Source organism: Collinsella aerofaciens, from assembly GCF_020181355.1.
GTDB lineage: Bacteria > Actinomycetota > Coriobacteriia > Coriobacteriales > Coriobacteriaceae > Collinsella.
On record NZ_CP084004.1, the window covers coordinates 1,880,110 to 1,900,249 of the forward strand.

Sequence of the window (20,140 nt, forward strand, 5' to 3'; positions counted from 1 at the left end):
CCCGCAAAAATTCAAACAGCTGTAACTGTACCCTATATCGGGGGTTTTATCACGCTTCGCCCCAGAATCTATGGGTGCTGCGCAGGAGCTTCGCAGTTTTCTGTTCGGCCGCAGCAATGTCGGCCTCCTGCGCCTGCCATGTCCAGTTACCCGTGGCCACGCCCGGCACGTTCATACGTGCATCGTCGCCCAGCCCCAGCACGTCCTGCAGCGGCATCATAACGAGCGGAGCATCGCTGGCCAAGGCGTTGCCCATGAGCTCGCCTGCCAATGCAATGCCGCTCGGCTCGTCGCCGCCCGCAAAGGAGTGCGTGCACCAGCCGGCAAGCGTCGAGGTGTCGTGCGTCGAGGTGTACAGGATCTTGCCCGGCGTGGGATGAATTCCGCAGCGAACGTCGTAGTTGCTAAACTCCAGTACGTCCATGCCGGGGAAGCCACAGGTCGAAGCCATCGCGCGAACACCAGGCGTCAAATAGCCCAGGTCCTCGGCAATAAAGTTGAGCGGACCCAGCTCGTCGTAGGCCGTCTGGAACAGGTCCTTGCCCGGACCAGCCAGCCAGCGACCTTCAGAACAGGCCTTGCCGGCGGGGATGCTAAAGTAGCTGTGGAAACCCAGGAAGTGGTCCAGGCGCACGCGGTCGTAGAGTGCGAACGCACGGCGCAGGCGGTCGAGCCACCAGCGATAGCCATTCTCCTTCATGTGATCCCAGCGGAAGGTGGGGTTGCCCCAGACCTGGCCCTCGGGTGCAAAGTTGTCGGGCGGCGCCCCCGAAATCTCAATCGCCTTGCCGGTGTCGGACAGCCAGAAGTTTTCGGGCTCGCTCCACGCGTCGGCCGAATCGTCCGAGACATACATTGGGATATCGCCGATGACCTCGATGCCCTTCTTGTGTGCATAGTTCATAAGCTCGCACCAGGCAAGGTCAAAGCGATACTGCATGTACGCCTGCAGCTCGGCCTCGTCGTGGAATCGCTTGTCATCGATCAGGTACTCGTTGTAGCGCGCGACATCCGCCGGCCAATCGTGGCGTGACAGTCCCTCAAAGTGCTTCTTTACCGCCATGTAGACGCAGTACTTCTCGAGCCAGTCGGCGTTGCGATGTTTAAACGCCGTGTACAGCGGGTCGGCATCCTCGCCGCCGCGGGCCTTCCAGGTGACGAAGTCGGCAGCCAGCTCCTCGTGGCCCTCGGGCAGCAGGTCGATATTGCCTGCAAAGGCCGAGGGGCCGGCGTAGGGGGAGCGGAAGAAGTCCGTGGGATTGACGGGCAGGACCTGCCAGTAACGCATGCCCATGGCGGCCAGATGGTCGATAAAGCGACGCGTGGGCGCACCGATTGTGCCGGGTTTGCCGTCATCGGTCGGCACCGAGGTGATGTGGCACACGACGCCCGCGCCGTGATCGAGCGGCTCCTGCAGGCGCTTCTCGGAATGGTGATAGATGATCGAAGAGCCCAACGGGTACAGGTCGAGCGTGACGGTACCGTTGTGGATCTCGCACTCGTGGCCGCTGATAACGTCGCTTGCACATTCGCCGAGCGCTGGGATCGTCACGCAGTGCGAATTGCGCAGACTGCGGTTGATGATAACCGTCGCGGCCTCGCCGTCTTTGCCCGTGCGGGTGTAAGCCAAGACTTCGTCGTTGAGCGCAAAGGCCTTGATCTCGCCATCGACCATAAAGGGCAGCGCGCGGCGCACGGCAGACGCGTTCTTAACGATGGCCAGCGTGTCGAAGTCGTGGAGTTGGTCCTTGGTCGGCAGGGTACGGCGGTTGCCCGGGTCGGTGAGGCCCTCCAAGCCGTACTCATCGCCGTAATAGATTGAGGGTACGCCCGGGAAGGTCATCTGCATGAGCGTCGCCAACCAAAAACGGCTCTTGGCCAGGCCCATCGAGTTATCGTCCAGGCGCCATTTGCTGCGCTCGCTCTCGGGCAGCTGTGACTCGTCGGGGCCACCGCCGAGTACTGAGATGATGCGAGGACGGTCGTGGCTCGAAAGCAGATTGAGTGCGCAGGCCAGTGCCTCGCGCGGGTAGTTCTCGCGCAGGGTCTCGATGTCCTCGGCAGCCTGATATGCGTTCTTGTAGCCCATCAAAAAGCCGATGACCATGTCGCGGAAGGGGTAGTCCATGGCAGAGTCGAGCTCAGAACCCTGCAGATAGCGGCGTAGATGGCCATAGCTGATCTTGTTGGAGGCGTCTTCCCAGACTTCGCCGAGCAGCAGCGCATCGGGCTTTTCGGCGAGCACGGCCTTTTTGATCTCGGCCAGGAAGTCGTCGGAAAGCTCGTCGGCCACGTCCAATCGCCAGCCGTGGGCACCGGCGCGCAGCCATTTGCGAATCACGCCGTCCTTGCCCAGGAGCTTCTCGCGCACCAGCTCGGAGCTCTCATTGATGGCGGGCATGTTGCCCACGCCCCACCAGCAGTCATACGAACCGTCTTCATGGAAGTAAAACGCATCGCGCCACGGCGAGTCCTCGCTCTGCCAAGCACCGACGCCGGGATAATTGCCGTAGCGGTTAAAGTAGATCGAATCGTCGCCCGTGTGGTTGAAGACGCCGTCCAGGATGATAGAAATGCCGAGCTTCTCGGCCGCCTTGCACAGCTCCGTAAAGTCCTGCTCGGTGCCCAGAATCGGGTCGATCTTGGTGTAATCGGCCGTGTCGTAGCGGTGGTTGCTCGCGGCCTCAAAGATGGGGTTGAGGTAGATGGCCGTAAAGCCTAGCTCGGCAATGCGGGGCAGGTCATTTTGGATACCCTTGAGCGAGCCGCCGTAAAAATCCCAGGTCTTGATGGAGCCGTCTTCGGCACGCTCGTACTCGGGCGGCTCGTTCCAGTCCTCGACCATGCGGCGCTGGATTCCGTTGCGCGGTTTTTCGATCTCGGCCAGCGTACGCTCGCGCCAATGCTCGTCGCGGGCATAGCGGTCGGGGAAGATCTGGTAGACCATGCCCCGCTCGTACCAGGTGGGACGGTTCTCGCGGTGCTTGTAGACGGTAATCTGGAACGACGGGACCTCGGCGTAGTCGTAGGTCACACCCTCGCCGCCGGTGCGGCCCTGCGGTGCACCCAAGCGGACCTCGGGCTGGCCCTCGATATTGCAGATAAAGCTGTACCAGATAAGACAGGGCTCGGTACACTCCAGCTCGGCGGTAAATATGCCGTCGCCCTCGTGCGTCATGGGGTACAGAGACTCACCGACTTCATCGACCCAGGTACGCAGGGTGAGCGTTGCCTGGTTGGGGTCGGCATCCTCCAGAATCACGGAGAGCGAAAGGGTAGTTCCTGTGGTCACAGCGCCAAACGGAGTGCGAAACTGCGGCAGACGGCTGTTGTGTATCAATCTCATAGTACGGTCCAGTTCAATTGAATCATGGCCTGCTGGCCATGGGCTTTACGCACAGGATATAAGTATATCTGTTGTACACAGGCTGTATAAACAACATCCGTTTACCATCGGCGAACGGTTGTCCTAGAAAATCGTTTTACCAACTACCTACAGAGAAGGGGCGCCCGGTTGGAGCGCCCCTTGCTTAGGGTTTGATGAGGTTTTTGATCGTCTGTGGGCTAGCGGCGCTTGCGAGTAGCCGTTGCCTTGCGGACGGAGGTCTTCTTGGTCGGAGCCTTTTTCTCTGCCGGAGCGGCGGGGGAGACCGGAGTCTCCTTGGCAGGCTCGGGCTCGGGCTTGGCCTTTACCTCGGTCTTGGCCTCCGCCTTGGGAGCAGCAGCCTTGGTCGTGGTCTTTTTGGCCGTCGTCGTAGAGCGCTTGCGCGTGGTGGTCTTGGTGGCCGGCTTGGCCTCGACGGTTGTCTCGGCCTTGGACTCGGCGGGCGTCTCCTCGACTTTGGCGGCCGGCTTTGCGGCTGCCTTGGTCGTGGCTGCCTTCGTGGTCGTCGACTTCGTATCCGTGGTCTTCTTGGCCGCCGTTGACTTCTTGGCGGTCATGGTCGCCTTCTTAGCAGCGGTCTTTGCCGGTACCTTGGCGGCCGGCTTGGCCTCAGCGACCTCAGCCTTTACCTCGGGAGCAGCCTCGGCCTCGGCGGCCTTCTTGGCGGCTGCGGTGGTGCGCTTGCGCGTGGTCGTTGTCTTGGTAGCGGTGGTTTTGGTTGCCGCCGCCTTTGTCGTCGTAACCTTCTTAGCGGTCGTCTTGCGGGTCGTGGTCTTCTTAGCTGCGGGTTTTGCAGCGGGCTTGACCTCGGCCTCTGCCTCAGGAGCAATCTCAGCCTTCACCTCAGGCTCGGCCTTTGCGGGCTCAGCCTCAACCGGCTTCTCCTCGGCCTTGGGCTCCTCCGCGGCCACCGGCTCAGCAACAGCCTCAGACTCGTCGACAACTGCCGCCGGCCTCTCAATCTCCGGTTGCATAAAGAAGTACAGGTCCAGATACTTGTCGGCCGAGCGCGTCCAGCTAAAGTCCTGGCTCATGGCCTGCGTGACCAGCTGGTTCCAAGCGTCACGGTTATCCCAGAACAGGCGCGCCGCGCGGAACACCGCGTCACCCATCTCGTCGCCGTTAAAGTTGCTAAACGAGAAGCCCGTGCCCTCGCCGGTAAACTCGTTGTACGGCTGCACGGTGTCCTTCAGGCCACCGGTCTCGCGCACGATGGGCAGGGTGCCGTAGCGCATGGCGATGATCTGCGACAGACCGCAAGGCTCAAACTTCGAAGGCATCAGGAACATATCGGCGGCGGCGTACATGCGCTGCGACAGCGCCGGGTCAAATTCGATGCGTGCGGCCATGGTGCCGGGGTACTTGTCCTGGAAGTAGCGCAGGCCGTCCTCGTAGTCGCGGTCGCCGGTGCCCAGCACGGCCACCTGCACGCCGCCGGCCAAAATGCGGTCGAGCGCGTACATGACCAGGTCTAAGCCCTTCTGGCGCGTCAGGCGCGTGACCATCACCATAAGCGGACGGTCGTCGCGAACCTCGAGCCCCAGCTCTTCCTGCAGCTTGGCCTTGCACACGGCCTTGCCGGAACGGTCGTCAACCGTGTAGTTGGCGGCAATGCGCTTGTCGGTTGCCGGGTCAAAGGCCGCCACGTCAATGCCGTTGAGGATGCCCTGCAGCGCGTAGGAGCGCTCGCGCAGCACGCCGTCCAGGCCCTCGCCAAACTCGGGCGTCTGGATCTCGCCCGCATAGGTGGGGCTCACCGTGGTGATGGCATCGGCATAGTGCAGTGCGCCCAGCATGTAGTTGATGCTGCAGGCGTCGCAGCGCAGCTGCGTAGCTGCTGCGGGAATATGTGCCACACCCAGGATGTCCTCCATCACGGTGTCGCTAAACTGGCCCTGGAACGCCACGTTGTGGATCGAGAACACGGTCTTGACGCGGTCGTACAGCGGCAGGCCCTGGTAGAACTCGCGCAGGAACACGGGCGCCAGTGCCGTCTGCCAGTCGTTGCAGTGCAAAATGTCGCACTCAAAGCCCTCGGGCAGGTGCTGCAGGCTCTCGGTGATGGCCTTGGAGAAAAACGCAAAGCGCTCGCCGTCATCAAAGAAGCCGTACGGATAGTCGCGCGCAAAGTAGCGCTCGTTGTCCACGAACATATAGGTGACGCCGTCGCGCTCGAGCTTCTCCAACCCGCAGTACTCGTTGCGCCAGCCCAGGCTCACGTAAAAGTCGGCAAAATGCTCCATCTGCGCCTTGTACTCGTCCTTGATGGTGGCGTACTTGGGCACCATTACGATAACCTCGGCGCCGGCGCGCACGAGTGCTGCAGGCAGCGAGCCCGCCACGTCACCCAGGCCACCGGTCTTAACAAACGGTGCGCACTCGGCCGAAGCAAACACGATCTGCATCTTTTTGCTGGAATCTGCCATATTGTCTCCCATGTTGCAATTCGAGAATAGCCGCCTGGCGCTAACCGGGCGGCTATTCTACATGTTACGAGCGATGTTGCGGTGCCAATGTTAACGTACGATGGTGGTGTCGGAAGTTAACGGAGCCTTGCCCAGCACCAGGATGTTCTCGGGCGTGCCGCGAAGCTCGGTGTTGGTGGGAACCACGTTGTTCTTGTCCAGGATGGCATTCTCGACGCGGGCGCCGCTCTTGATGATGCAGCTCTGGTTGATGATCGAGTTGGTCACCGAAGCGCCTTCCTCGACCACGACGCCGCGCGACAGGATCGAGTTACGCACGGTGCCCTTGATGATGCAGCCGGCCGAGATGATCGAGTTGCACGCGTGGCTGCCGGTCGCATAGCGCGAAGGCGGCACGTCGTGAGCCTTGGTCAGGATCGGACGCTCGGGATCGAAGAGCTGATCGGCCACGGTCTGGTCGAGCAGGTCCATGCTGCGGCGATACAGCGACTTCTCGCTAAACACGCCCACGACCTCGCCCTTGTACTCGTAGCTGCACACGTCGATGTTGCCAAAGTCGCCCTGGAGTGCCTCGAGCAGGTCCAGATAGTCGGCGGCCTGGTAATGGTCGATGATCTCGAGCAGCGTCTCGCGGTTGACGATGCAGCAGTCCATAGAGGCGTTGTCGCCGTACACGACGCCGGCGCTCACGCCCGTCAGGCGGCCGTTCTCGTTAATTTCGAGCTTGGTCTCGTCGTCGACGTTGCGCGTGGCCTTGCAGTACACCACGGTCATCTGGGCACCGGAGTTCTCGTGCGCGTCGATGATGGTGTTGAGGTCCATATTAAAGATGATGTTGGTGCCCATCATCACAACATAGGGCTTGTCCGAGCGCTGGAACAGCGTCTTGTTAGAGATGATGTCGCGCAGCAGGAAGCGCATGCCGCCCTTGGTGGTGCCATACGCGTTGCCGGGCACCATGAACAGACCGCCCTTCTTGCGGTCCAGGCCCCAGTCCTTGCCCGAGCCCACGTGGTCGATCAGCGAGCGGTAGTTGCCCGGCATGACGACGCCGACGGTCTTAATGCCGGCATTCATCATGTTGGACAGCGGGAAGTCGATCAGGCGGTAGCGGCCCAAAAACGGAACGGACGCGATGGGGCGGTCCTTGAGCAGCACGCTGCCGTAGGTCGAAGAGTAGTTAGCGGTGATATAACCGATGGCCTTGCGATTGATCATCGGATCATTCCCCCTTCCCGATAACGACGTCATTTCCAACGACGGCCGTATCCTTGGTGGTATCGACAGAGCCGAGCTTCACGCCCTCTTCGACCGTGGAGTTCTCGCCCAAAATTGCGCGGCAGATGTGCGCGCCGCTCTTAACGTGCGCACCCGGCAGCAGCACGGAGTCCTCGACAACGGCGCGCTCCTCGATGATGACATCGGTCGAAAGAATTGAGTGGCGAGCGGTACCGTAGATCTTGCAGCCGTTGGAGACCAGGCAGTCGTCCAAGCGGCCGTCCGGACCAATGTAGTGCGGCGGACGCGTGGTGATGTTGGACATGATGGGGAAGTGCTTGTCGAACAGATCGAACTCGGGGTTGTTGCCCAGCAGATCCATCGAGGTCTCGTGGAAGCTGGCGATGGTGCCAACGTCCTTCCAAAAGCCGTGGAACTCGTAGCTGTACAGGCGCTTGCCTTCGCCGAGCAGCTTGGGGATGATGTCCTTGCCAAAGTCGTGGCTCGAGCGCTGGTCCAGAGCGTCCTCCTCGAGCGCCTCGATCAGCACGTCGGCCGAGAAGATGTAGATGCCCATGGACGCGAGATTCGAATCGGGCTTATCGGGCTTCTCGGTGAACTTGGTGATGCGGCCGTCCTCGGGGTCGGTGGTCAGGATGCCAAAGCGGCTGGCCTCCTCCCACGGCACGGGCATAACGCTTACCGTGAGGTCGGCGTTGTTCTCAATGTGCGTCTTGAGCATCTTGCGGTAGTCCATGCGATACAGGTGATCGCCCGAAAGAATCAGGACGTACTTGGGGTCGTTGGCCTTGATGTAGTCGAGGTTCTGCGTAATGGCGTCTGCCGTGCCCGCATACCAGGCGCCGCCGGTCTGCGTCTCATACGGCGGCAGGATCGACACGCCGCCGTCGCGGCTGTCCAGATCCCATGCCTCGCCGGAGCCCACGTAGGCATGCAGCAGGTAGGGGCGATACTGCGTCAGAACGCCCACCGTGTCGATGCCCGAGTTGGAGCAGTTGGAGAGCGAGAAGTCGATAATGCGGAACTTGCCACCAAAGCTAACCGCCGGCTTGGCGATCTTTTGGGTAAGTGCCCCCAATCGGCTGCCCTGTCCTCCTGCGAGGAGCATCGCGATGCATTCTTTCTTACTCATCGATTTCTCCTTCTGTCATCGATGTTCCTAAACCCATTAGCAACGGGCGCGGCGCAACGTCACGCCCGTCGAGTAATGCCGTGCTGGCATAGGGGAGTTCGCGCGCCTTTACGCGTGCCAGATCTCGTCGCGGTACTCGCGAATGGTGCGGTCGCTCGAGAACCAGCCCGAGGAGGCGGTGTTGAGCAGGGCCTTGCGGTTCCAGGTCTCCTGGTCGCCGTAGCTGTTCGTGAGCTTTTCCCAGGCGTCGACGTAGCTGCGGAAATCGGCCATGACCAGGTCGGGGTCGTTGTTGTTCATGAGCTCGTTGTAGATGCTCTCGAAGTTGCCCGAAAGACCCGCAAAGGTGTTGTCCTTGAGCTCGTCCATCACGCGGCCCAGGCGCTCACGGTCGCCGTTGAGGGTATCCCACGCAAAGTAGCTGTTGGATGCCCAGAGCTGCTCGACCTCGGGGGCGGTCAGGCCAAAGATGGCCTCGTTCTCGCGACCGGCCAGGTCTGCGATCTCGATGTTGGCGCCGTCGAGGGTGCCCAGCGTAATGGCGCCGTTCATCATGAGCTTCATGTTGGACGTGCCCGAGGCCTCCTTGCCGGCCGTGGAGATCTGCTCCGAGATTTCGGCGGCGGGATAGATGAGCTGGGCGTTGCTCACACGGAAGTTGGGGATAAAGCAGACCTTCATGACCTCGTTCACGCGGGCGTCGTTGTTGATGACGTCGGCCACGGAGTTAATGAGACGGATGGTCTCCTTGGCAAAGGTGTAGCTCGAGGCAGCCTTGCCGCTAAAGATAAAGGTCGTCGGCGTCACATGGAAGTTGGGATCGGCGATGCGGCGGTTGTAGATGTCCATCACCTTCATGATGTTCATGAGCTGGCGCTTGTAGGCGTGGAAGCGCTTCACCTGGACATCGAAGACGGTGTTGGGGTCAATGACCAGACCGGTCTCGGCCTTAACGTAGGCGGCCAGACGCTCCTTGTTGGCGCGCTTGGAGGCACCCACGGCCTTCAGGAACTCGGTGTCGTTCTGGAACTCTTTGAGCTTCTCCAGCTCAAAGGCGTCCTTAAGCCAGCCGTCGCCAATGGCCTCGGTCACGAGCTTGGCATAGGTGGGGTTGGCCTCGGCAAAGAAGCGACGGTGCGAGATGCCGTTGGTCTTGTTGTTGAACTTCTCGGGCGTCAGGGCATAGAAGTCCTTGAGCACGATGTTCTTGATGATGTCAGAGTGGATCTTGGCCACGCCGTTGACGCTGTGGCTGCAGATCACGGACAGGTTGGCCATGCGAATCTCGCCGTCCCACAGGATGGCGGTCTGACGCAGACGCTCCTGCCAGCCCTCCTGCGTGGTGTCGAACGACTCGTGCCAACGACGGCTGATCTCGTCGATGATCTGGTACACGCGGGGGAGGAGCTTGGAGAACGTGCCGATGGGCCACTTCTCCAGAGCCTCGGGCAGGATGGTGTGGTTGGTGTAGGTCACGACCTGCGTCACGATGTTCCAGGCGTCGTCCCACTCGAGCTTCTTCTCGTCGATGAGGATACGCATGAGTTCGGGGCCGCACATGGCGGGGTGGGTGTCGTTGGTATGGATGGCAACAAACTGCGGCAGCAGCTCCCAGTTCTCGCCGTGCTCCTTCTCAAAGGTGTCGAGCAGGCTGTAGATGCCGGCCGAAACAAACAGGTACTCCTGCTTCAGGCGTAGCAGACGGCCGTGCTCGCCGGCGTCGTTGGGGTAGAGGATGGCGCTGATGGCCTCGGCCTCGGCGCGCTCGGCATCGGCCAGGGCGTAGTCGCCGCGGTTGAAGGCCTCCAGATCGAAGTGCTCCTCGACCGGCTCGGCGGCCCAGACGCGCAGCTTGTTGACAGTCTCGCCGGCATAGCCCACCACGGGGATGTCATAAGGGACGGCCAGGATGTCCTGCGTGTCCACCGTGCGGTAGAACGTGCGGCCATTCTCCTCAAAGCCCTCGACGCGTCCACCAAACTTGATGGTCACGGCCTTGTCCTGACGACGGACCTCCCAGGGGTAGCCGTGGGTAAGCCACTCGTCGGTGGCCTCGACCTGGCTGCCGTTGACGATCTCCTGCTTAAACAGGCCGTAGCGGTAGCGCATGCCGTTGCCGTAGCCGGCAATGCCCTCGGCTGCCATGGAATCCAGGAAGCATGCGGCCAGACGGCCCAGGCCACCGTTGCCCAGCGCCGGATCGGGCTCCTGGTTCTCGATGACGGACAGGTCAAAGCCCATGTCGTCGAGTGCCTCGGCGACCATGTCACGCACGCCAAAGTTGAGCAGGTAGTTGTCGAGCAGGCGGCCGATCAAAAACTCGATCGAGAAGTAGTACACGCGCTTTTTGCCCTCGGCGGTGGCGCGGGCGTCACTCTTGGTGGCAACGGTGCGTGCCTTCTCGGCCACGAGCTTGGCCAGGGCGTTAAAGCGGTCGAGGTCGCTAGCGACCTCGATGCTCTTGCCGCTAATGCTCATGACGGCATCGCGATAGAGCTCAGTAAACTCCTGCTTGTTGTCGAAGATCTTATTCATACGTTCCTTTCCCCCGGGGATGTTTCTCCCGGAACGGTTATGACTTGTATCCTACGCCCCCGCGGGGCGGGTAATTACAGTGGTAACACCTTTGTTACGCTTTCTTGGCGGGAGCCTTAACAGCAGCTGCCTTGGCCTTGGGAGCAGCCTTTTTAGTGGCTGCCTTCTTGGTCGTAGTGGACTTGGCCGAAGCCTTGGCAGCGGGCTTTGCGGCGGCCTTCGCCTTAACCGGAGTCTTCTTGGCAGCCGCGGTCTTGGGCTTCACCGAGGACGCACGCTTGCGCGTCGCCTTTTTGGGCTCCTCGACCACGGGCGGCTTGTAGCTGCTGGGACCGCGGCGCTTAAGCACCACGCCAGCCAGGCCGGGCACCTTAATCTCGATGGAGTCCATCTGCCCGTTCCAGGGATAGGGCTCGCTCGAGCAGGTGTAGGGCTCCTCACCCGCATAGCCGCTGCCGCCAAACTCGAGACGATCGGAATCAAAGATGACCTCCCAGTCACCCTCGCGCGGCACGCCCACGCGGAAGCTCTCGTAGCTCGCCGGGTCAAAGTTGATCAGGATCACCAGGTCGTCATCGACGTCCTCGCCCTGGCGCACAAAGCTCACGATGGACTGCTTAGAGTTATCCGCGTCAATCCAGGTAAAGCCGTCGTCGGTGTAGCCGCGCTCGTACAGGGCGGGCTCGGCGGTGTACAAGTGGTTAAGTGCCTTGATAAAAGCCTGATGATGACGGTGGGTCTCGTACTCCTCGGTCAGGAACCACTGGATGGACTCGTAGTAGCGCCATTCAATAAACTGGCCGATCTCGTTGCCCATAAAGTTGAGCTTGGCACCGGGGTGCGTCATCTGGTAGAAGGCCAGCGTACGCAGACCGGCAAACTGGCGCCACCAGTCACCCGGCATGCGGCCGATGAGCGAGCACTTGCCGTGCACGACCTCGTCGTGGCTCAGCGGGCAAATAAAGTTCTCGGTAAAGGCGTACATGATGGAGAACGTGAGTAGCCCGTGGTTGCCGGGGCGCCATGGAAAATCGGTCTGCATGTAGTGCAGGGTGTCGTTCATCCAGCCCATGTCCCACTTGTAGTGGAAGCCCAGGCCGCCGTCCTGCGGCGGGTAGGTCACGAGCGGCCACGCGGTGGACTCCTCGGCCATCATCATCACGTCGGGGTAGTGCGCCTCAACGGCGCAGTTGACCTGGCGGATAAACGCGCTGGCGTCCAGGTCTTCCTCGGTTCCGTACTTGTTGAACTTCTTTTGGCCGGGATCGTCGATGCCAAAGTTGAGGTACAGCATGCTGGACACGCCGTCCATGCGAATGCCGTCCACGTGGAAGTTCTCGAGCCAGTACAGCACGTTGGAGACTAGGAAGGAGCGGACCTCGCCGCGGGCGAAATCGAACTTGTGCGTGCCCCAGTTGGGGTGAATCTCGTGCTCAAACAGCATGTGGCCGTTAAAGGTTGCAAGGCCGTGGGAGTCGGCGCAAAAACCGCCGGGCACCCAGTCCATGATCACGCCGATGCTCGCCTCGTGGCACGCATCGATAAAGTGCATGAGCTGCTGCGGGTTGCCGTAGCGCGACGTGGCGGCGTAGTAGCCGGTCGTCTGGTAGCCCCAGGAGCCATCGAAGGGATGCTCCATAAGCGGCATGACCTCGATATGCGTGTAGCCCATGTCGCGCACGTAGTCCACGAGCTCCACCGACAGGTCGTCGTAGGTGTAGAACTCGCCGCGCTGCGCGGGGAAGGGATCCATGGGTCCGGGGTAGTTGCCGTACTCGTCGGGCTCGCCCTGCGGCGCGTCGCCGTGGCGCTTCCACGAGCCAATATGCACCTCATAGATATTGAGCGGCTGCGACATATGGTTGTGGCCGGCGCGGCGCTTGAGCCACGCGGCGTCGTTCCACTTGTAGCCATCGAGGGTCCACAGCACGCTCGCGGTACCCGGAGGGCACTCGGCCTTAAAGGCATACGGATCGGCCTTGTAAAGCTTTTCGCCCTCGTTGGTTTCGATGAGGTACTTATAGAGCTGGCCCTGCTCGGCGCCAGGAATAAAGCCTTCCCAAATAGCGCTCGTATGCACGGGCACCAGCGGGTTGGCTTCCTCATCCCAGTCGTTAAATTCGCCAATGACATGGACGCTCTTTACGTCGGGGGCCCAAACGCAAAAACGCCAGCCGCGCGTACGGTTCTGCGTGTCGGGGTGCGCGCCCATCTTTTCCCAGCTGCGCTCCCACATTCCAATGCCAAACAGGTAGACATCGTCCTTGGAGAGCTCCGGTGCGTGCGGAGCCGGTTTGCGGATTGCGGGCTTTTTAGCCGTTGGCTTTAGCTTTGTATCGCTCACGTTTGATCCCATCATGACGCGGCAGCGTGTTGCCTTGGTGACTAGATGCGAAAGGTCCAAGGCTGCACGAATCGAAGGGACGGCGAAGTTTCTGTGATTCGTTCCACCTCGCGTGCTCGGTGGAACTTTCGACAAAAACTACGATAACACCTGTACGTTAGTTTCATGGACGAAAGTGGATTTGCGGTGGCGTTTAATCGGTAAGCGCCATGTTTATACCACTGGCAGAATTGCGATGGTAAAACTCTTGACAGCTTTACCAATTAGGGTTTCTAGAATGTTAGGTTTACGTTTGGTAAAACGTTTTTAGCAGGTTGTTTACCATTTGACATCGAAAGGTACGTTTATGTCCCATACCGCCGCTCCCAAGGTTGCTTTTATTTTCGATTGCGACGGCACGCTGGTTAATAGCACCCCCGTTTGGGCTTATGCTCAGCCAGAGTTATTGCACCGCCACGGGATTGACGTGACCGTGGATGACTTTGCCCAATTCGAGCACCTGTCACTGGAAGACGAGTGCCAGGCCTACCACGACACGTGGGGCATTGGCGCGAATGGCGAGGAGCTGTATCGCGAGCTGAGCGACATCCTGATCGATGGATACTCCAAGGTGCCGCCGCGCGACGGCCTGCTTGCATTTTTGGAGCAGGCGAAGGCGGCGGGCATTGCAATGTGCGTTGCCACGTCCACGCCGGCCGAGCTGGTTAAGTCTGCGCTTGCGGGCGCCGGGCTCGACGCTTATATGGAGTTTGTTACCACGACGGGCGAGGCGGGGCGCTCCAAACAGTTCCCCGACGTATACGAGCTGGCGCTGCGCCGCCTAGATGAGCGCCATGGGCAAAAGTTTGAGCGCGCTTGGGTGTTTGAGGACGCAGTCTTTGGCCTTAAGAGCTCTGGCACCGCAGGCTTTAAGCGTGTGGGTATTTATGACCCGCACGGCCGCATGAAGCGCGATGACGTGCGCGCCAATTGCGATATCTTTATCGACAGTTACGAAGAGCTGGATCTGCCCCGCGTGCTTGCATTTGAGGGATAGGCGAGGGCCGTGGCTTGCAAGGTATTAGTGGTCTGCGGCTCACCCGTGGTGGTGAGCGCAGATCTGTTGCGTAGGCTGGCGGGGGAGTGCGACCACGTTGTCGCCGTGGACCGCGGACTCGACGCGCTGCTGGGCGCCGGCCTGGGCTGCGACGTTTATGTGGGGGATGCCGACACGGTGAGCGATGCGGGTCGCGCGCTAGTCGATGCCGCCACCGACTTTGAAGTTGAGCGCCACGACCCGTACAAGGACTATACCGATCTGGCGCTGGCGCTCGATTCCGTCCGTCGTCGCTGGCCGGGTGCCGAAGTAGTTGCGACTTGCGCTACGGGCGGCCGTCCGGACATGGCGCTTTCCGTACTGGGGCTGCTCGCAGGCTACGAGGATGCCCCTATCTGGATTGCCGAAGACGAGACCACGGCCCGCATCTTGCACGCAGGCGAATCGTGGACCATCGAAAGCGCCGAAGGCAAGACGTTCTCCATCATCGCCATAGCCCCCAACACCGAGGTAAGCGAGCACGGCCTAGAGTGGGAACTGGATCACGCCCCGCTGGGCCTGTTAGCCGATACCGGCATTAGCAACATAGTAAGATCAACTGCAAAGATAACCGTCCATGTCGGAACTGCGATAGCGTATTTGTTGCGTGAGGGTTTTATCGGGACGGTGGGTTAATTGACTTATTTTGCCGAAGTCAAAATAAGTCAATTCAGCCCCGTCCCAGGAAAACCCGTAAGAAAAAGTTTCAACAAAAACCTCTTGCATCAAGCAAAACATTCCCCTATAGTATCTCCTCGTCACGGGGGCGTAGCTCAGCTGGGAGAGCGCTTGACTGGCAGTCAAGAGGTCAGGGGTTCGATCCCCCTCGTCTCCACCATCGTGAATGCAAAGGCCTTCGGAATTCCGAAGGCCTTTTTTCATGCCAAAAAACCACGCGCCACAAACCCCACCTACGCCAACAAAAAGTTGCACAATTTATTTCCCATCTCTGTACATAGTTTGTTGGACAAACGCAATTACCAGAACGCCTCGCTGGTCAATTCGGGCTTCAGGAGCATCCATAACCTCCGTTAGCACCCCAATATCCTGCGCCAATGTGAACAACATCCCAAAACAACCCCCTTGAACACGCTAAATGAACGATATGTTGTCCACCACAAGCCAAATCAGTTTCGCTACCAGCTTGTGCTAGGATACCTAACGTTACATGAGTTCAACTGTGCTCGCGGCTCCAGCAAGTCGCAAAACGCAGGGTCGATCAGCATCCGGCCGTAACGGCGGTGTTAGAAAAACCACGAGCTCCAATATTGATTGCCATGCACGTTTTGTTCTTGCTTTTGCGTCTAATTAATTAGTTCGCTTTAGGTAGTGCAATAAGTTGCTTTGGCAAACCACAGCAGTCCAACAGCTGTTTGCGTGCGGTCCAGTTTCGTACCTGCTTGACTGGCTCGCACGCAGCCAACTGGGGCGCGGTCATTTTGCGATATGCGTCCGCTCCTCTAGCAACTGCATTTGTACATACCGTTCACGGTGGGGCAGAGCCACGTGCTTGTCTGACTGGGCTCAGGGTTTGAATATGGAGCGCCTTTGCGCACAAGCGCCCTGGCGAAGCCATACCCAAACCCCGTGAGCCACACGTAAGACAGCAAGGGGGTGGTGCTCGTGTGGTATGTGATCCAAGTCATTAACGGTCGCGAAGACGTAATGCGCGAGCGCATTGAGCGCATGGTGCCGGTTGGTGCCATGCAAGAGCTCTTTTATCCCCAATATCAAACCGAGATCAAGGTACACGGCGAATGGGTCAACACGACCAAGCCTCTGTTCCCCGGTTATCTCATCTGCGATACGTCAGACCCTCGCACCGTGCAACAGTATCTGCTGCGCATGGACGACTTTGCCCGGGTGCTTGCCCAGGACGGTCAGTTTGTGCCGCTGGCAAAAGAAGAGGCCCAACTCATAAGCAGCTTTACGCATAGGGGAGACCGCGTAGTGCCCATGAGTGAGGCCCTAAAAAAACGGCGACCAGGTCGTAGTAACGGCTGGTCCACTGCTGGGCCACGAAGGCCTCATCAAAACCATTAATAGACGCAAGTGCACTGCTTATTTGGAGCTCGACCTGTGCGGCCGGCGCGTAACCACCCGCGTTGGCCTTGCCGTTCTTTCAAACGAGCAGCGCGTCATGCGCAACTTTAAAAAGGCGATCGCCTAGCTGCAGACGGTCGCTACACAGAACAGGGAGGATCCCCGACCCGGGGACGAAGTGTTGGAAGAGAACGTGTCGGATAAAACTGAATATATAACTGATGTTCCTTGTGGTACGTCAATGATCGGTCAAGTCATTGATCGGCAGAATGGCTCTCATGCTCCTGTGGCGACGGAATTTCCGCCTCCCGTCGAGAACCCTGCTCCGGCGCAAGGTTTCGTAGCGACAGGAAGCTATAAGGCACCCGCTGCCGATCCCAATGCTGCTGCTCCCAAGAAAGGTGGGCCAGGCTACTTTGCCTTCAAGCGAGCCTTTGACATCGTGTTCTCTGCTGGCGTCTGTGTGGTATTGGCTATCCCCGTCGTAGCTGCATGCATCGCCATAGAGATTGACTCTCCCGGCAAGCCGTTTTTTCGCCAAAAGCGAGTCGGTAAGGGCGGCAAGCCTATCTATATCTTCAAACTCCGAACCATGGTCTCTGATGCTCACGAGCATCCTGAGAAGTACATGACTCCCGAGCAGTTGGCGCAATGGCAGCGCGAACAGAAGGTTGACGATGATCCCCGAATCACGCGTGTAGGCCGCTTTCTTCGCCGCACTTCGTTGGACGAACTTCCTCAATTCATTAACGTTCTCTCGGGTGATTTATCCGTCATTGGCCCTCGTCCCGTAACACTTGAGGAAACGTATGAATACGGCGATGCACGCGATGAGGTGCTCGCATGTAAGCCTGGCATCACCGGTTGGTGGGCTGCGACTGACCGCAATGAATCCACGTGGAGAAGTGGTCAGAGGCAAGCTCGTGAGCTCTTTTATGTGCGCCATCAGTCGCTCGGGTTGGATACCCGCGTGTTCGTAAAAACGTTCAAGGCGATGAGGAGGGGGAAGTAACGTATGACCGATTCTCCCCTGGTTTCAATCATTATGCCCCTCTACAATGCTGAGCCGTATCTTGTCGAGACCTTCGACTCCGTTCTTTCTCAATCCTATAAGAACTGGGAGCTCATCGTGGTCGAAGATTGCTCTTCGGACGCATCTCTTCGACTTGCGAAGGAATACGAGAATAAGGATCGTCGTATCTCGGTTCATCCCAACGAGCACAACGTTGGTGCGGCTAAGTCGCGCAATACCGGTATCGAACACGTTTCCGGCGATTTCGTCGCGTTCATGGACGCCGATGACGCATGGCTTCCGGATAAACTTGATCACCAGCTTGCGTACATGCGGGATTGTGGTCTGGGGATGTGTTTCACCTCGTATGAGACCATTGAGTCTGACGGACAGCATAGGAATTACGTACACGTACCCAAGAGCATCGACTACGACGGTTTTCTCAAGAACACCGTGACCTGCAGCCATACCATCGCGTTCGACCTCTCGAAAATACCCCTGAGTCTTCTCGTTTGTCCCGATTTCGGGGATTCGTTCGATTTCCCTGAAGACATGGTCGTCTGGCTCCAGGTCCTCAAGAGTGGCGTTCCAGCCGGCGGCCTCGACGAGGTGCTTGCAAAGAACAGGAAACATGGCGGCTCCCGCTCCGCTAATAAATTCCGTGCAGTTTCCCGCACGTGGAACGCCTACCGAAAAGTGGAGAAGATAAACCCAGTCTATTCCGCGTATTGTCTGTTCTGGCAGCTGACGCACGCGGTGCTTAAAAGGATTTAGGATTGAGGCTGAATGAGGATTCTATTTCTCTCGAACCTTGAGTTTGAGGGCTTCGCGGGCCCTACGTACTGTGTGCCTGCACTGATCGGGGCCTTATCCGAACTCGAAGAGGTTGTCTGGTATAACATGAGACCTGTCGAGCGCGAAGAATGGAGGGGTCTTCCTTTCTACAGGAACCCTAACGACTTTGCTTTCAACATTGAAGATTTCACCAGTCGAATCTGGGGCCCTGACCTAATCGTTTTCGAGGGTTTTTATGCGTTTCATCCCAACGCGACCCTCTTGGGCGTGCTGTCTTCGGGTATACCATATGTGATTGAGCCGCACTGCGCCCTCACGAGCGGAGACCAGGGGAAGAAAACCTTTAAGAAACGAATCTGCAACGCCGTTTTCTACAACCGTTTCGCTCAAGGCGCCGCTGCGATCCACTACCTTACCGAGAAGGAACGCGATGAGTCCGGCGAGAAATGGAACCGGAACAGCTTCATCGAGCCGAACGGCATAGAAGTGCCCAAGGAGCGCCCTCATCGGGAGTCGTGGCATGGCGACGTGCCTGAAATTGTGTTCGTTGGCAGAGTGGAGCCCTATCAAAAGGGATTGGACATCCTCCTCGAAGCACTTACTCCGTTGAATGCTCGCGCGGATTCACCGCGCTTCCATCTCTCGATTTACGGCAACTCCGTCAACGGCTTCTCAAATGAGATGGAGAAAAAGCTACAGGCCGCGGGGCTTTCAGACGTTGTTGCCGTTCGCGGCCCTGTATACGGGGATGCGAAGGATGCGGTTCTGCGCGCCGCGGACATCTTTCTCCTCACATCACGCTACGAGGGGATGCCGATGGGTCTGCTCGAGGCGTGCGCCTACGGGTTGCCATGCGTGGTAACCCCGGGTACCAACATGTCTGACGTCATCCTCGCAGAGGGAGCCGGATGGGTCTGCGACCTTTCTCCCGAATCCGTGCGGGAAGCCATCGTCGCCGCCGCCAGCTCTGCTGAGGCCTATGCGGAGATGGCCCTGGCCTCACGTCGCGTTGCGGAGTTGTTTTCGTGGCCCTCGATCGCCAAGTCGATTCGAACCGATTATCTCAAGGTGATTGGGCGCGCATGACGATTTATCTGATGGAAATAGTCGTGATTCTCGTTCTCGGTGTAATCACGGGCGTGTCGCGCGGGGATGCTGAGAGACGATGCTTTATCATCTTGGCCTGCCTGGTCTTGTTCGCGTTCTCCGGCCTGAGAAGCTATGCGGTCGGAGTGGATACGCTCCAGTACTGGAACGCTTACCTGACGGCGTGGATGGCACACTCCTGGTATGAAACCGGGTTCCTGTACCTCCTCCGGGCCTTGAACGTGGTCAGCCCCAATCCGCAGCTCCTTCTTCTCTTCACCAGTGCGGTCATGACCGCCTGCGTCGGGTATGTGGTCTATAAGTCGGACTGCAATCCCGTGCTCGCACTCTTCCTCTATGTGACACTTCTGACGTACGCCTCCTTTATGAACCTCATGCGCCAAGGTATCGCCGCCGCAATCATCATCGCGGCGATACCTTGGCTGGAGTCCGGGAAGAGGATCCGTTTCGCTGCGGCGGTCATTTTCGGCTCCCTGTTTCACTCGACCGCCATCGTCATGCTCGCGCTCATTCCGCTCTCGGCGCTCGCACCGACAAAGAAAGTCATGCTGGGTTATGGCGTCGTCGCGTTGGCTTTGGCCCTTTCCCCCTGATGTCGTGTGGAGCTTCGTTGAGAAGAACTTTGACAAGTACTCGACGTATAGCATGTCCTCGTGGTCGGGGGGGGATGCGCTCGCGGCGCCGATCATGACCGCCATGGACGCTTTGCTGATTGTCGTTTCCCATTTGTTTGGGGTGGGGGCTTCGGATGACGACAGGGAGGAGAGGGTTCTTTTTCATGGATCCATGCTCCAGGTCGTCTTCCAGTTCCTCGCTTGCTTCGTGAACATCTTCCAGAGGCTGACGACGTTTACCTCGTTTTTCCTTGTCTTATACGTGGCGCTGCGATTCCGAAAGATCGATACAAAGCTCAAGTTCCTCCTCGTTTACGGCATATGCGCAGTTACGGCCGTGTTTTTTGTAGTAATTATGGTCTACCGGCCGCAATGGCACGGTGTCGTTCCTTTTTCCTTTTTCTGGCAGCTTGTTTAGATTCATGAGGATTGT

15 protein-coding genes and 1 tRNA gene are annotated in these 20,140 nt (G+C 59.0%); 10 read left to right on the plus strand and 6 right to left on the minus strand.

Annotated features, from left to right (window positions below):
* Positions 1-49: 49 nt before the first annotated feature.
* From LCQ44_RS08165 to glgB, 6 genes are all read right to left on the minus strand, one after another.
* On the minus strand, positions 50-3,346 hold the full coding sequence (locus LCQ44_RS08165) for a 4-alpha-glucanotransferase (RefSeq protein ID WP_225093558.1): 3,297 nt from the start codon (positions 3,344-3,346) through the stop codon (positions 50-52).
* A 218-nt stretch (positions 3,347-3,564) separates the two neighbouring features.
* Positions 3,565-5,811 carry a glycogen synthase GlgA gene (gene glgA, locus LCQ44_RS08170; protein ID WP_225093559.1) on the minus strand — a complete coding sequence of 749 codons (2,247 nt, stop codon included), beginning with the start codon at positions 5,809-5,811 and terminating at the stop codon, positions 3,565-3,567.
* A 90-nt stretch (positions 5,812-5,901) separates the two neighbouring features.
* Positions 5,902-7,029 (minus strand): glucose-1-phosphate adenylyltransferase subunit GlgD, encoded by a 1,128-nt coding sequence (gene glgD, locus LCQ44_RS08175; RefSeq protein WP_117736345.1) that lies wholly within the window; start codon positions 7,027-7,029, stop codon positions 5,902-5,904.
* Positions 7,030-7,033: 4 nt separating this feature from the next.
* Positions 7,034-8,182, minus strand: coding sequence for a glucose-1-phosphate adenylyltransferase (locus LCQ44_RS08180; protein ID WP_006233920.1), 1,149 nt, complete (start codon positions 8,180-8,182; stop codon positions 7,034-7,036).
* Positions 8,183-8,290: 108 nt separating this feature from the next.
* Positions 8,291-10,717, minus strand: a complete 2,427-nt coding sequence (locus LCQ44_RS08185; RefSeq protein WP_225093560.1) for a glycogen/starch/alpha-glucan phosphorylase — start codon at positions 10,715-10,717, stop codon at positions 8,291-8,293.
* A gap of 94 nt (positions 10,718-10,811) precedes the next feature.
* Positions 10,812-13,076, minus strand: coding sequence for a 1,4-alpha-glucan branching protein GlgB (gene glgB, locus LCQ44_RS08190; protein ID WP_192923943.1), 2,265 nt, complete (start codon positions 13,074-13,076; stop codon positions 10,812-10,814).
* A gap of 331 nt (positions 13,077-13,407) precedes the next feature.
* On the opposite strand from glgB, the gene LCQ44_RS08195 reads away from it, so the two are divergent.
* The 10 genes from LCQ44_RS08195 to LCQ44_RS10020 all read left to right on the plus strand — a co-directional run bounded on the left by LCQ44_RS08195 (position 13,408) and on the right by LCQ44_RS10020 (position 20,125).
* Positions 13,408-14,097 carry an HAD family hydrolase gene (locus LCQ44_RS08195; protein WP_225093561.1) on the plus strand — a complete coding sequence of 230 codons (690 nt, stop codon included), beginning with the start codon at positions 13,408-13,410 and terminating at the stop codon, positions 14,095-14,097.
* A 9-nt stretch (positions 14,098-14,106) separates the two neighbouring features.
* A complete protein-coding gene (locus LCQ44_RS08200; RefSeq protein ID WP_225093562.1) occupies positions 14,107-14,772 on the plus strand; it encodes a thiamine diphosphokinase in 666 nt (221 codons plus the stop codon).
* 126 nt (positions 14,773-14,898) lie between these two features.
* Positions 14,899-14,974: transfer RNA gene (locus LCQ44_RS08205), tRNA-Ala, on the plus strand.
* Positions 14,975-15,753: 779 nt separating this feature from the next.
* A complete protein-coding gene (locus tag LCQ44_RS08210) occupies positions 15,754-16,179 on the plus strand; it encodes a transcription termination/antitermination NusG family protein (RefSeq protein ID WP_225093563.1) in 426 nt (141 codons plus the stop codon).
* Entirely contained in the window at positions 16,148-16,306 is a 159-nt protein-coding gene (locus tag LCQ44_RS10060) for a hypothetical protein (RefSeq protein WP_338149110.1), read from the plus strand. Before LCQ44_RS08210 ends, LCQ44_RS10060 begins: the two co-directional genes overlap by 32 nt.
* Before the next feature lie 54 nt (positions 16,307-16,360).
* Positions 16,361-17,191, plus strand: coding sequence for a sugar transferase (locus tag LCQ44_RS08215; protein WP_225093564.1), 831 nt, complete (start codon positions 16,361-16,363; stop codon positions 17,189-17,191).
* Positions 17,192-17,194: 3 nt separating this feature from the next.
* Complete coding sequence (locus tag LCQ44_RS08220; protein ID WP_117629359.1) at positions 17,195-17,965, plus strand: glycosyltransferase family 2 protein; 771 nt, start codon at positions 17,195-17,197, stop codon at positions 17,963-17,965.
* A gap of 12 nt (positions 17,966-17,977) precedes the next feature.
* Complete coding sequence (locus LCQ44_RS08225) at positions 17,978-19,072, plus strand: glycosyltransferase (protein WP_225093565.1); 1,095 nt, start codon at positions 17,978-17,980, stop codon at positions 19,070-19,072.
* A complete protein-coding gene (locus tag LCQ44_RS10015) occupies positions 19,069-19,686 on the plus strand; it encodes an EpsG family protein (protein ID WP_263633861.1) in 618 nt (205 codons plus the stop codon). The genes LCQ44_RS08225 and LCQ44_RS10015 overlap by 4 nt, the downstream gene beginning before the upstream one ends.
* Entirely contained in the window at positions 19,649-20,125 is a 477-nt protein-coding gene (locus LCQ44_RS10020; protein ID WP_263633862.1) for an EpsG family protein, read from the plus strand. Before LCQ44_RS10015 ends, LCQ44_RS10020 begins: the two co-directional genes overlap by 38 nt.
* Positions 20,126-20,140 lie beyond the last annotated feature (15 nt).

Excerpts from the sequence above, each read along its gene's own strand:
- LCQ44_RS10020 (WP_263633862.1), top strand. The coding sequence starts at position 19,649 with ATGGCGTCGTCGCGTTGGCTTTGGCCCTTTCCCCCTGATGTCGTGTGG.
- glgD (WP_117736345.1), bottom strand. The coding sequence starts at position 7,029 with ATGATCAATCGCAAGGCCATCGGTTATATCACCGCTAACTACTCTTCG.
- LCQ44_RS08220 (WP_117629359.1), top strand. The coding sequence starts at position 17,195 with ATGACCGATTCTCCCCTGGTTTCAATCATTATGCCCCTCTACAATGCT.
- LCQ44_RS08225 (WP_225093565.1), top strand. The coding sequence starts at position 17,978 with ATGAGGATTCTATTTCTCTCGAACCTTGAGTTTGAGGGCTTCGCGGGC.
- glgB (WP_192923943.1), bottom strand. The coding sequence starts at position 13,076 with ATGATGGGATCAAACGTGAGCGATACAAAGCTAAAGCCAACGGCTAAA.
- LCQ44_RS10015 (WP_263633861.1), top strand. The coding sequence starts at position 19,069 with ATGACGATTTATCTGATGGAAATAGTCGTGATTCTCGTTCTCGGTGTA.
- LCQ44_RS08185 (WP_225093560.1), bottom strand. The coding sequence starts at position 10,717 with ATGAATAAGATCTTCGACAACAAGCAGGAGTTTACTGAGCTCTATCGC.
- LCQ44_RS08165 (WP_225093558.1), bottom strand. The coding sequence starts at position 3,346 with ATGAGATTGATACACAACAGCCGTCTGCCGCAGTTTCGCACTCCGTTT.
- LCQ44_RS08195 (WP_225093561.1), top strand. The coding sequence starts at position 13,408 with ATGTCCCATACCGCCGCTCCCAAGGTTGCTTTTATTTTCGATTGCGAC.
- LCQ44_RS08180 (WP_006233920.1), bottom strand. The coding sequence starts at position 8,182 with ATGAGTAAGAAAGAATGCATCGCGATGCTCCTCGCAGGAGGACAGGGC.
- glgA (WP_225093559.1), bottom strand. The coding sequence starts at position 5,811 with ATGGCAGATTCCAGCAAAAAGATGCAGATCGTGTTTGCTTCGGCCGAG.